General features: G+C 54.9%; 12 protein-coding genes. 8 read left to right on the top strand and 4 right to left on the bottom strand.

The window, feature by feature from the left end:
• Window positions 1–278 precede the first annotated feature (278 nt).
• The 6 genes from TG4357_RS18030 to TG4357_RS18055 all read left to right on the top strand — a co-directional run bounded on the left by TG4357_RS18030 (window position 279) and on the right by TG4357_RS18055 (window position 7,693).
• Entirely contained in the window at window positions 279–1,709 is a 1,431-nt protein-coding gene (locus TG4357_RS18030) for a methyl-accepting chemotaxis protein (protein ID WP_058264306.1), read from the top strand.
• 59 nt (window positions 1,710–1,768) lie between these two features.
• Window positions 1,769–2,173, top strand: coding sequence for a response regulator (locus TG4357_RS18035; protein ID WP_058264307.1), 405 nt, complete (start codon window positions 1,769–1,771; stop codon window positions 2,171–2,173).
• Window positions 2,174–2,221: 48 nt separating this feature from the next.
• Complete coding sequence (locus tag TG4357_RS18040) at window positions 2,222–6,346, top strand: Hpt domain-containing protein (protein WP_058264308.1); 4,125 nt, start codon at window positions 2,222–2,224, stop codon at window positions 6,344–6,346.
• Between the two features lie 395 nt (window positions 6,347–6,741).
• Entirely contained in the window at window positions 6,742–7,140 is a 399-nt protein-coding gene (locus TG4357_RS18045) for a flagellar export chaperone FliS (protein ID WP_058264309.1), read from the top strand.
• Entirely contained in the window at window positions 7,137–7,475 is a 339-nt protein-coding gene (locus TG4357_RS18050; RefSeq protein ID WP_058264310.1) for a hypothetical protein, read from the top strand. Before TG4357_RS18045 ends, TG4357_RS18050 begins: the two co-directional genes overlap by 4 nt.
• Window positions 7,472–7,693 carry a hypothetical protein gene (locus TG4357_RS18055; RefSeq protein WP_058264311.1) on the top strand — a complete coding sequence of 74 codons (222 nt, stop codon included), beginning with the start codon at window positions 7,472–7,474 and terminating at the stop codon, window positions 7,691–7,693. The genes TG4357_RS18050 and TG4357_RS18055 overlap by 4 nt, the downstream gene beginning before the upstream one ends.
• 3 nt (window positions 7,694–7,696) lie before the next feature.
• Here the strand turns inward: TG4357_RS18055 and TG4357_RS18060 are convergent, their stop codons facing one another.
• The 4 genes from TG4357_RS18060 to TG4357_RS18075 all read right to left on the bottom strand — a co-directional run bounded on the left by TG4357_RS18060 (window position 7,697) and on the right by TG4357_RS18075 (window position 11,249).
• Window positions 7,697–7,879, bottom strand: a complete 183-nt coding sequence (locus TG4357_RS18060) for a hypothetical protein (RefSeq protein WP_058264312.1) — start codon at window positions 7,877–7,879, stop codon at window positions 7,697–7,699.
• Between the two features lie 66 nt (window positions 7,880–7,945).
• Entirely contained in the window at window positions 7,946–8,437 is a 492-nt protein-coding gene (locus TG4357_RS18065) for a hypothetical protein (protein WP_058264313.1), read from the bottom strand.
• Between the two features lie 21 nt (window positions 8,438–8,458).
• The gene (locus tag TG4357_RS18070; protein WP_058264314.1) at window positions 8,459–10,798 is read right to left on the bottom strand and encodes a response regulator; all 2,340 of its coding nucleotides are present in this window, start codon (window positions 10,796–10,798) and stop codon (window positions 8,459–8,461) included.
• A complete protein-coding gene (locus tag TG4357_RS18075; RefSeq protein ID WP_139193625.1) occupies window positions 10,791–11,249 on the bottom strand; it encodes a methanogen output domain 1-containing protein in 459 nt (152 codons plus the stop codon). The genes TG4357_RS18070 and TG4357_RS18075 overlap by 8 nt, the downstream gene beginning before the upstream one ends.
• A 294-nt stretch (window positions 11,250–11,543) precedes the next feature.
• Between TG4357_RS18075 and TG4357_RS18080 the strand changes: the two genes are divergently transcribed.
• Together TG4357_RS18080 and TG4357_RS18085 are read left to right on the top strand one after the other, a co-directional pair.
• The gene (locus TG4357_RS18080) at window positions 11,544–11,930 is read left to right on the top strand and encodes a hypothetical protein (RefSeq protein ID WP_058264316.1); all 387 of its coding nucleotides are present in this window, start codon (window positions 11,544–11,546) and stop codon (window positions 11,928–11,930) included.
• On the top strand, window positions 11,927–12,565 hold the full coding sequence (locus TG4357_RS18085) for a tetratricopeptide repeat protein (RefSeq protein ID WP_058264317.1): 639 nt from the start codon (window positions 11,927–11,929) through the stop codon (window positions 12,563–12,565). The genes TG4357_RS18080 and TG4357_RS18085 overlap by 4 nt, the downstream gene beginning before the upstream one ends.
• Window positions 12,566–12,580 lie beyond the last annotated feature (15 nt).

Raw genomic sequence — 12,580 nt, forward strand, 5'->3', positions numbered from 1 at the left:
GCTATGGCCCTCCAAATACAAGGTAAGTGTATTTGCCAACTGGGTGAATTTTGGTTGGTAACGAGTTGAATTTTAGAGGTTGTTCATGACCGAACAAAGGCCACCAGCAAAAAATCCGGCATCGGGATCAGATCAAGCCACGCGTGGCAAAGGCGGAAACGAGCCCTTTGCAGACCGCAGATTCAAAACCGACACAAGCGCATGTTTAAGAGTCTAAAGAAAATCTGAAACCTGCCGCTAATAAAAGAACAGCCCGCCCCCAGGAAAGGAATACTCCGATGACCAACGCAAACGAAGAGGCCCAGCAAAAGCGGGAAGGCGAACTCAACACGCTACTCTCGCGGATCAAGGCCATGTGTATCGCACAGGAAAGCGGCGATATCGGTCACTTCATTGACCATGACGATCTGACCCTCGACGAGATGAAGCAAACCGCCGAAGCGATCAACACGATGACCCGTGGTCATATCGGACCGATCCTTAGCGGCATCAATGTATTCGAAAAGTTCAGCCAAGGCGACTTTTCCGCCGATATGGAACAGCTTCCAGGCGACAAGGCGCAGTTGAACCGTACGATCAACAGCACCCGCGAACGGTTCACCGACGTAACCAATGAAATCAAGCGCCTGTCCAACGCCATCATGGAAGGCAATCTGGACGTTAAGGCGGATACTGAAAAGTTCAGCGGCGCTTATCGTGAGGTTGTCGAAGCCTTCGATGCGACATTCACCAGCCTGAACAATTCGTTCCACGCGCTGAAATCGCAGGTCGATCAGGTCAGTCAAACTGTCGGTCAGATGTCCAGCGCCAGCCAGGAACTGGCGACTAATTCGCAGATCGCGTCGTCTTCGGTGGATGAGGTTTCAGCCTCGACCGAAGAAACCGATGTTCAGGTCAAGGCAAATGCCGAAGCCGCCAAAAACGCCGCGCATCTGGTGAACGTGAATGCCGAGGTGGCCGAGGAAGGCCAAGGCAAGATCAACGAAATGGTCGATGCGATGGAAGGTATCAATGCTTCGTCGCAGGATATTGCCAAGATCATCAAGGTGATCGACGAGATTGCCTTCCAGACCAACCTTCTGGCGCTGAACGCAGCTGTTGAAGCGGCCCGCGCGGGCCAGCACGGTCGTGGCTTTGCAGTGGTGGCGCAGGAAGTGCGCAATCTGGCCGGTCGTTCAGCCAAGGCCGCGCGTGAAACCTCGGACCTGATCGAAGGTGCCGCAAGCCGGGTGACGGCGGGTGTGCGCCTTGCGTCAGAGACCAGCGAAAGCTTTGAAAAAATCGCCGTCAACATCGCCGAGGTGAAAGACCTGGTCGAAACCATCAATCGCGCTTCGGAAGAACAATCGCGCGGTGTGGCGCAGATCAATATCGCCATCGGCGAAGTCGCAAGAACCTCGTTGTCCACCAGTCAGCAAGCGGACGAACTGGCCGCCACTTCGGCCGAAATGACCGCTGCCACCGAACATATGAAAAAGGAACTCGGTCGCTATCATCTAAGTAACACCGCTGGAACCAGCGGCGATTGGAGCGCGATCGAAGGAATGGACAACCTGCCGCCGGAAATGATGGCCAAACTTCAGGAAATGATGGGATCGGGCCATGCCATTCCGTCAATTCCAGCCGCTGTTTTGAACGGCAATGGAAAATCCAACGGCTTTGCCAATGGTCACGGTGACCACGACGAACGTGGATTTAGCAACTTCTGATGCCTGAAGCTCCCTGCGTGGGTGCAGGGAGCTAACCTTCTCTCAAGGAGTGAACTAAAATGTCGTATAAAGTAATGATCGTGGATGATGCTGCGATGATGCGGCTTTACATCTCCAGCTTCCTTAAATCGCTTCCTGAATTCAATATGGTGGCCCAGGCCGCCAACGGTCAGGAAGCGTTGGACAAGCTGTTGGATTATCCCGATCTGGACCTGATCTTGCTGGATATCGAAATGCCGGTGATGGATGGCCTGGAATTCCTGCGCCATGCCAAGCTGAAGACACGCGCCAAGATCTGCATGTTGTCTTCGGTCACCGTGCAGGGGTCGCCGCACGCCGCGAAAGCGCGCGAACTGGGCGCCGATGGGGTTGTTGCCAAACCGTCCGGGACCGTGTCGCACGATCTGGAAGAAAAAACTGGCGACGAACTTCGTGATACCATGCGTAGGCTGGTTGCGGCCTGATCCGCGCGCAACCGGTCGTTAGTAGTATTCAGTAAGAACAGGTGAACCATGTCGGACGAAATGGATGAAATCTGGGAACTCTTTGCCGATGACGGCTCTCAGTCCCTGGACGCGATGGAAGCCGCGCTTGACGCTTTGACCGATGACGGGACCGAGGACCAGGTCCCGCATATTTCAGCCCTGTTCCGCGCGGTTCATACGTTCAAGGGGAATTCCCGTGTTCTGGGCCTGTCGGTGGTCGAAAGCAGGGCACATCTGGCCGAAGATCTGATTGGTTTGGTCCGAGATTCCGGCGTATCCTTGACGCCCGAAATTCTAGACCTGCTGTTTCTGACCGGAGACACATTGCGCATCATGCTGGATGACGTTGCCGCAACGCGTGCCGATGTCGATCCTGAACCGTCCGAAGATCTGCTGCGTCAGCTCAAGGACATGATTGCAAAATGCGATCCCGACGCCCCGGAAGCAAGCCAGCCCGAGACCGAGGAACAGACCGCTGAGGCAGCGCCCGAGGCAGAGGTGCCCATTCTTGATGCCGAAAAGGTCCCGGCCGCAGCCGCCCCCGTCATCGGCGGTATGGACATGTCAGCGTTGTTTGACGAAATGTCGGATGATGACGGTGACGGGACTGCCAATGGCGGCGATGAAGAAGACGATTTCTGGCAATTTGACGAAGATCTCGACGCTGACGCACTGGCCGCCAAAAAAGCCGCTGCCGAAGCCGATATGGAAGAAGCCGAATCCGAACGCCCGGTTATGCACGGAGAGGCAGCTCCAGTCCCGGTGGAATCTTCGGTAAAAGTTGACGATGGTCCACCGTTGCAATCGCTTGCGGACGATCCGACCTATCGCAAGATCTACGCTGAAATGACCGAAGCCATGGTCGAAAAGCTGAATGTGATCCTGCGCTCGGATGATGCTTTCGAAGACAGACGCAAAGATGCAGAGAAACAAGCCGATGGCCTGTTGCACGCAGCCCAGCAAATGGGATTTTCCGACTGGGTCGCAGTGTTGGAAGATTTTGCATTCGATTGCCCTGCGTTGAGTGATGAAGCCGAGCTGGCTGCCGGGTTGAGCGCATTCCTTGGCATGATCGAAGTTTTGCAGAATGGCGGCGGTGCGCCGGCTGCTGCGGTTTCGGAACCAGCACAGGCTGCGGACGCCGCGCCTGAACCGGTCGCTGAAACTGTGGATGAACCGGCAAGCCCGAAATCGCTGGCCGATGATCCGACCTATCAGAAAATCTATGCCGATATGGCCGATGATCTGGTTGCGCGGCTGAATGCTATCCGCGACTCCGACGATGATGTCGAAAGTCGCCGCGACAATGTGGTCAAACAGGTTGGTGGCCTGCTTCATGCGGCGCGGCAGATGGGGTTCGACGACTGGATCGTCGTGCTAGAAACCTATGAAAACGAAGCCGGGAAGCTGGCAGACGCCGCTGGGTTGAACGACGGGATAAACGGTTTGCTGGCCAATATCGAAGCGTTGCGCAATGGCGAAACGCCCGCAGCGGCAGTTCCAGCGATTGAACCCGCTCCTGAGCCGGTCGCGATTGCCGAACCGGCACCTGCACCGGAACCTGCCCCCGAACCAGTTGCCCAGGTCGAGACAGATAGCGGGGCAGGGGATCAGCCGAAAACTCTGGCCGATGATCCGACCTATCGAAAAATCTATGCCGATATGACCGAAGAATTGGTCAAGAAGCTGAAGACTATCCGAAAATCGAGCGATAGCGTCGAACAACGCCGTAACGATGTTGCCAAACATGTTGGCGGGTTGCTGCATGCTGCTCAGCAGATGGGTTTTGTCGACTGGATTACCTTGCTGCAGGTATTCGAATCCAATGCCGGTAAATTGTCCGATGATGCAGCCCTGAAGGAAGGCATCGACGGCTTTCTGGCCAATGTCGATGCGTTGCAGAAAGGCGGTGCGATTGCGCAGCCCAGATCGGGCAGCGACGAAGCCGACGATCTGTTCCGTCAACTGGAACCCTATTACAGTGGGATCGCCGAAGCGGTTCTGCGGTTGGATGACGATGTCGCGGCTGCGCAGGCCAAACTGAGCGAACTGGCCGATGAAGTCGTTACCAAGGTAGAGGCCTTTGGACTGGTCCGTGCCGAAGATGCAGTGCGCCGCATCGCCAAGGCCGAAACCGTCAAGGCAGCCCGGATTGCACAGCTGTCCTTTTATGAGGAACTGATTGGCTACGAACAGGTGATGCCGATCGAAAACAGCGTTTCGGGCGATCTTTTGGTCCGTCCGTCGCATCTGGTACAGCTTTGGGCTACCGATCAGATATTCGACACGCTGGGCGCATTGCGCAACATGATGGAGCGGGTGTCGCTGGATGGTGAAGGTGATGATTGGTTCGCAAGCTTCAACCACCACATGCGGTTGGTTTTCCACGCCTGCCATCATTACAGGATGGAAACCGCCGCCAGCCTGACGATGGCACTGGTTGATCTTTTTGCCCGGGTGAATGAAACAAATTCCGTCGCTGATGCGCTGATGTTGCATATGGCGCGCGGGTTCCTGGAAACCATTGAGCTGGTCTATGACGCTTTGGATCAGGGTGACGATCCAGATCTGTCGAAAATCGATGATCTGTTCGAAGAAGCCACCAATATTTCTTTCCAACAGGGTGGCGTTGTTTCGGCCAGGACGATCGAACGCAAACTGGGTCTACCGGAGGAATTTCACCGGGTACTATCACCCGACAGCGTGCGTGCCGCTCATGCCGCATTGGTGGATCACAAGAAATTCTATGTTGTCCGTGCCGATCTGAATGAAGATGAAGCTTTGGCCGAAAAGTTCCTGGAATGGATCGGCGAAGGCAATGCCCAGATGATCACCAATGTTACGGTGTTCGAAGGTGACAAGACGCTGTTCGATTTCCTGCTTGCAACAGAGTTGGAGCATGACGCCATTGTCGGCGCAATGACCGCGATGGATCCGACGGCCAGCAATCTGTTTGTCGAAATCGTGCTGGAACCCGATTACGAAACCGACGAAGACGACGATCAGGACGACGACGAACCCAGTTCGGAAATCAATGCTTCTGGACCTTCGATCAGCCTGCCGTTGATGGAAGCGATCGGAGAAATTTCTGCCGGTCAGGCAATGGTGCATCACATTCTGGAAGACCTGTCTTCGACAGATTTGGTGCAAAGCCTCGATCATGTCCTGCGCCGGGTGGAACCGGACAAGGGACCGGCGCTGGAACCGGATACGTATAATGCGATGCGTGACATTATCGAAACTTATACCCATAAAGTCGCCCGCGCCGCCGAAGCTGAAACTCAGTTGAACGCTCAGATGGGTCGGTTGCAGGAAGAAACCGCCAAGCTTCGGGAACGTCCCGCAGGTATCTTGCTGCGTACGCTGGCTGCCTTTGTCGAAACCCGGTCGCGTCAGGAAGGCAAGGAAGCCCGTATGTCGCATAACGGCGAAAATGTCGTTCTTGATCAGGCTATGCTGGACGCGTTGGGCAAGTTGCTGAAAAAGGTGATCCGCAGTCGTCTGGGCGGTGAAAACGGTCCGGCGCAGTTCCACCTTTCTTTGTCGCGTGCAGATAACCGGGTTTCCGTGTTGTTGGAAGATGACGGAAAGACCGATCTGGACCATGATGTATTGCAGGAACTGCATCAGGTGGCGGTGCGCGAAGGCGGTGAATTCCGCCCGGTGCAGATGCCGTCCGGCGGAATGCGGTTCCATCTGTCGCTGCCGGTTCATATGGCGCTGCTGGAAGGGATGGTCGTGCGCGTCGGAGACGTCTGCTATGTCGTGCCGGTCAACGCGATCGAACGTATTCAGCTGGGCGCATCGGATGCTTTGTTGCCGGTTGCCGCGTCGAAGAACAGCGCCATGTTGCGCACCGATACTGGTGAACTGGCCCCGATCCGACCGTTGAGTGGCCCGATCGAAAACCTGTCCAATCTGACTGCGGCAAATGGGGATGGCAGTTGCTCTGCAAAGCTGTATGTCGTGCTGCGCAGCGATGACCATCGCATCGCGGTGCCCGTCGACGAGATGCTGGGCCAACAACTGGTGCTGCTGCGCCCGCTTCAAGGCCCGTTGATTGGTATTCGCAACATGATGGGGCTTGCCCTGCTGTCGGGGGGCGAAGTCGGTATGGTGGTTGCCGTGGATCGTCTGGCCGACGCGGCATGATCCGCTTCGTCAAACAGCATTTCGGATTTGGCCTTTGGTTTGGTTCGGCTGTTCTTCGACTGGCCCTGCTGACCGCGACGCGAAAACTGCAAAGGGCGTCATGGTCGCTGTACCGGCGACCTGGCCGAACGATGTCAGGTCGCGGTCCTGACCGACAGGGGTATCGTTCGAGCGGACGGGGGGACAGCCCAAACTATGGTACCGTACCGGGCTTTCGGGCCGATGTTGGTCTTGCACCGCGACACCTGCATGGCGGCCCGCTGACTGAAGTTCAGAAACATGTTCCTCTTTGGGTAAAATCGGGGACTTGAGCCGGAAAAAAACTAAAGTCAATGGGGGGGCGTGCCGTTTTACTTAGTAACAAACGGTATAATGTTTCCAGAGGAACCCGCCCGATGACATTTGCTCTTGCACGCTCCAAATATCGCCAAACCGGCAATTCGGGCATGACTGTTCCTGATGATCCATATCAGATCATTCGCGTGATCTTGCGCGAACTGGAACAGTCCTTGAACGTGCTTAAAGCCGCCGAGGAAACCGGTACCGGATATCCTCAGGATCACGTCAATAAATCACTGCGCGCGATCTATCTTCTGCAATCCAGCCTGGATTTCGAACAAGGTGGCGATATCGCCGTCAGCCTGTTTGAACTTTATGAATACTGTCGCCAGAACGTCTTGTCGGCGTTCCGCCGGGAAGAAGGTGCGCAAATTGATCAGGCGGCCGATGCGATTTCGGGCATTCTCGATGCCTGGACCGAAATCGGTCCCGAGATCGGAAGGCATGCGGGATGAGCATCGAACCGATGAATGATGATCCCAGCGTTTTCTGTTTGCAGGAATTCGAAGATCTGATGCAGGAATTCGAAAGAGCCGCCCGCGATGGCAATCTGACGGAATTCCGCCGGCTTGATCACATTTTACGAAGCAAGGCATTGGCGGTGATCGGTGGTATGCCTGATATGAACCCATCCGACGAACGGTATGTTGGTGCATTGAAAGATGCGGTCGCCCGGCTTGGTTTGGCTGCCGGTGAAATCCAACTGGAACGCCAGCAGCTTAAGGCACGGCGAGAATCCGATCGTCGTGTTCGTCTGGCATATTCGCACAGGAAAGGGGTCATCAAATGAAGTCGACAGCCACTTGCCAACGCTGCCAATGGCTCCGGGCATTTCTGGCCATGGGGTTTGCGTTGATCGCTCTGATCGGAATGCAGCCAGAAGCCGCACAAATCGTAGCCAGCATGATGCCGGCACCGCTGGCCCTTGCGGTCGGCGGCATGTTTCTTGGCTCTTTGGCCTTTTTCTTTCGCTTGTGGGTCTGGGTCCGGATCACCAAAGCGGGCTGACGTTCAGCCCTGCAAACCCTTGCGGTTACTTTTCGCCGATTTCAACGGCGACAGCAGATAATCCAGAGACAAAAAATGCCGTTTGACCGGGCGGTCATCAATGTCGAAATGGACGACTTCGATGGCTAGATCGCCAGCTTGGGCATCGGTGTCGGGGAAAAAGCGATTGAAGCGGTGTTCCAGCATGTCAGCTCCTTTTGTCTGATCTGATGGTACCGCTGCAAGTTTCCTGCCAATTCGCTGAAACTGAATTTAATTCGTTGTAATCAGTTTCAGGATCAGCACTTCAATTACGGGGTCCGGCAAAGCATCGGTTGCCAGAACCTTGTTCAGAGAGTCTTTGACGTAGTCAGGCAATTCGGCTTGGAACCTGTGAAGATCACCAATGTCGGGATCTTCCAGCAGCAAACGGATCGCTTCAGTAAGCGCGGGCATAACCAGAGACGTATCCTCGATGATCATGCTTTCGAGCGACTTCGAAACACCGTCGCTGAGAGCGAGTCCGATTTCGATATGCAGTGTCAGCCCGAACCGGGGCGCGTTGGTCGTCACTCCGATCGGAAAAGTTACATAGTGACGACGCCTTATGGGCGATTCTTCCCATGCTTCATTCTGAATCTCTGCAAGTGATACCCGGATCGGGTTTGCGAAAACAAACAAGCCACCAACATAGGCCAGAGATACGGCAAGACATCCCGCCGCAACGAAAAATCTTGGGTCGGCGGTGCGAATAGGTAACGCCATACTCGTTATCCTTTCAAATACTCATAACAACGCAAGTGCCAACCGGGTTTCTTCCAGAAGTTGATCGGTTCCATCCAGTAACGTGGCCATTTCTTTCAAGCGACCGGTCTGGGCATGTTCTTCGATTTCGAGGAAATTCTGGTTCAGGGCCGCCGCGCCCACGGTGGTGACCGTGGTGCTGGCCTTGCGTGCCATAGCGATCATATCATCCGCTGCAGATGCGTCGAGCGCATTGCGTATATGGGCCAGTGTGGTCAGGCATTCCTTGTGCAACTGGTGCACAAAAACGGACCAGTTTTCACCGGCGATCTTGGCGATTTGCCGTGATACGGATCTATCCAGAACATCGACCGGGGCAGCCAGTTCGGCGTTGTTTTCCATTTCCAGATTGGTACCGTTCACCCGGTGGATCACCTCATAAAGCTGGTGGCGGCGCAATGGTTTGACATAAACCTTGCTCATCCCGGCGATTTCCGCGCGTTCGCGGATGTCTGGGTCGCTGAATCCGGTCAGGCCGAAGACAGGCATTTCATCCAGCCCTTGCAGCGTCAGCAGTCGGCGGGTTGCTTCCAATCCGTCAATTCCGGGCAGGCCGATATCCATCAATACCGCGTCCACCTCATTCGTTTGGATCGCCTGCAACGCGGCTTCGCCGCTTTCAGCGCAAATCGACACACAGCCTTCGCTTGTCAACAGCTTCACCATTAATTCGCGATTCAGTGGGTTGTCGTCGACCACCAGGAACCGCACCCCCCGGGCATCCGGTGCACGCATTTCGGTGTTCGTGGAAATGGTCTTTGCGTCGATATCGGCAAGCGCAAAGCAAAGCGATACCTTGAATTCGGTGCAGACCCCCGGAGTGGAACTGACCCGGATCGATCCGTTCATTGCATCAACCGCCCGTTTGACGATGCTCAACCCCAGACCGGCACTTTGTGCCAGCTTGCTGTAATTGGATGAACCGGTTTCAAACGGTACGAACAGCCTGTCGATCTCATCCGCAGCGATTCCTTTTCCGGTGTCGGAAACACTCATGTCTATGGACAGCATTTTTTGACTGCCCCGACGTACCGATTTGCATTGTGCAGCCAAGGTGATGTTGCCTGAATCGGTATATTTAACAGCGTTGCCCATCAGGTTCTGCACCACCCTGTGGAACAGATGATGATAGCCTGAAACATATTGATCGGTATCGCAATCCAGCGCCAGTTTGACTTCCAATCCCTTGGAAGCGGCGGCGACGCGGCTTTGTTCGGCCAGTTTTTTCAGCATTTGATGCGGGTTAAAGACCGAAACCGGGTGATCCTTGATCGGTCGCATATCCATGCGCACATGTTCCAAGGTGTTATTGATTTGATCCAAAGCGGTATCGGCAGAACCGCGGATCAATTCCATCAACTGGCGTTGTTCGGGTTTCAGATCTTTGTCCTGCAATAACAAATCCACCGCCGTGGCAATTGCCCCCATCGGCGTTCGCATTTCATGACTGACGGTGGCAAGGAATTGTGTTTTTGATTGCTCATTGGCACGCGCGATGTCGCGGGCGGCTTCAAGATATTGCGATCTGTCTAGGGCATCTTTGTATTCGGTACGGGCGACGATGTCGCGCATCACGACCACGAATTGCCGCGATCCGGGCTCTTCTTCGATCGTCGTGATGGTGACTTCGACCGGATAGCGATCCTTCAACACGCTTTCGACATATACTTCGATTGGGATGCCGGACATTTTTTGAAGAAAGCCACCTGGATCGGCGGGTTCTTCAAAGCTTTTCAATGTCGCGCCCATATCGACATTGCAAAACAGTGACTGGCCGATCAAATTCGGGCTGCCCAGCATTTTCGACAGGGCGGAATTTGCCATCGTAAAACAGCCGTTCGCATCGATAGCACCGATCCCGTCGACCGCACTGTTAAGGAATTGACGAAACCGCTTGTCGCTGCGTTTGCGGGCGCGGATCGCGCGCTGCAATTGCGAACTTTCCGAGCGCAGTTTCTGGAACTGATCCTCGACATCGCCGGGATCAAGCCGGGCCAGAACAAGTGGGATCGCTGTTCGAGCGGGCAAGCGGGCCATCCGGCTGCGAACTTCGAACGGGATACCGTTGGCATCGTTCAGAACCATCCGACCGATCTTGGGAGAGGTGGATTTGGCGCAGCGTTTGAGGAACCCGCTGTTGTTCTCGTAGGCATGCAATGCCTTCTGGAAGTCTTCGGTCGGACACAGGCGTTCGGCGGCGCTGTTGGAAAATACCACCTTGCCGTCTTCCGTCAGCAGATAGCAGGGCGAAACATCCAGCGCGATGATGTCGGCATAACGCACCAGACTGTCGTCTTGTTGCAGGGTGTCGATCTTAGTCATCTGCAAAATACTCGAGCCCCGGGGTGGCATCGTCGTTAAAAGAAACGCTGACGCGACACAGGCCGTCTCCGCGTGCGATCGTTTTTTCCAGATTAACCTTAGCGTATCCTTTGCAGTTCGATGTCACGTGACCAAAAATATTTGAGGTCATCATGCAGACCGACCGCGTTCCTTGGACTTTTTCGCCGAAAGGGCAGGCGGAGTTTTCCAGAACAATCCGGTTTTCATCCTTTTCAATCAACCTGAAGGCACCGCCGACGCGCTTTTCCAGATCGATCAGAACATCCGGCAATATTTCGCCGTTCGGGCACTCTTTCTCTAGTTGTGAAGCGTACTGATTATATATGATGTGCCCGACATCAGACCCCACTGTGCTAAAGAAGGCTTCAGCTTCTTCCTCACCTGCAACAGTCTCTAGGACTTTGGTCAAATAGTGCAGAGTGTCGGCCAAAAAACTTTCCCTATCCATACCTTAGCGCCTTCATCGTTTTCGTGTTCGGTTCATTGTTTCCACAGCGGAACTAACCTGTTCACCTTCTCAAAACGAAACATGTCGCCATTTATCCACAACTTGGGCAATACCCGCATTGCGTGTCAAGTCCTGTCTTACATAAGCAAGATACGTGCCACTTTTTTCAACTTTCGGGTGGATTTCATTGGTTATGCGGTTCACGGCTAAGATGAACGGGCCGAGCGACGTTTTAGTTACTGAACCTTAAGGTCGAGCTTCCGAAAGGATAATGGAATGTCATCGAAAAAGGTGCGATCTCTGACGCGCAACCTTGGCCAATACCGCATGGTGAATGCGCGCAATGATGAAGAAAGTCAGGGTTTCCAGCTTGTGCGGCAGGAAACCCATCTGTCCAACGTGTCTCAGGTCGAGCGTTTCCTGCCTGACATTTTGGGCCGTGCTTTGGCGCGGTGCTGGATAGACAAGGTTTTCCGTCAGAGCTTCTACTTGGCCCCCAAGGAAACGCTTACCGACTATCATGTTCACCTTCCTGATGACATCACGGTTTCGGTCGAAACCGACCCTGGAGAGCGTTCTAAGGTGGTCGTATACGAACATCGTCCAGGCGAATTACCCAAACGTGTGATGTATTTGCAACTGGTGATGATGGCAGGAAGATGAATTGGAAGCGGGCGCATATTCTGGTTCTGGGTGTGGCCCTGACCGCCGCCGCGCAACCGGCGCAGCCCAATGCCTTTGCCGAAGCGGTTCAGGCCGCGCGCGACGGGCAGTCGGCACAGGCGGTCAGGATGTTCCGCACCTTGGCGCAGGACCGCAATGGCGAAGCCCAATTCAACCTGTCGGTTTTGTATGCACGCGGTGACGGCGTGCCGCAAAGTGATGAAATGGCATTGTACTGGGCTTGGCGCGCCCGGTTTTCCGGGATCAAACGCGCCAAGGTATTGACCAAATACCTGACTCGTTCGGCCCCGCCTGCAGTGTTGGAAAAGGTGCAGACGCGCTTGCGTGACGATCTGGGCCAACGCATCAATGACGGCCACAAAGAGGCGATGCTGTCGCTTGGCCGGGTCTATCTGGAATTGACCGATCCGGCGGATCCGGAACTGGCGCTGGTCTGGTTCACCATCGCCGCTGCGTTGCAACAACCGCATGCCAATACCTGGCGCGATGTGGTCGCGCGCAAACTGGATGACAAAACGCGCATTGCGGCGCAAGAACGGGCTGCCAGCCTGTACAAGCAATGGTGCGACGGTCACGGGACCGAAAACACGGAACTGTGCGGATACCAAAGCTGATTCAGCAAAACGGCC

The sequence above is a fragment of the Thalassovita gelatinovora genome (genome assembly GCF_001458355.1).
GTDB classification, from domain to species: Bacteria; Pseudomonadota; Alphaproteobacteria; order Rhodobacterales; family Rhodobacteraceae; genus Thalassobius; species Thalassobius gelatinovorus.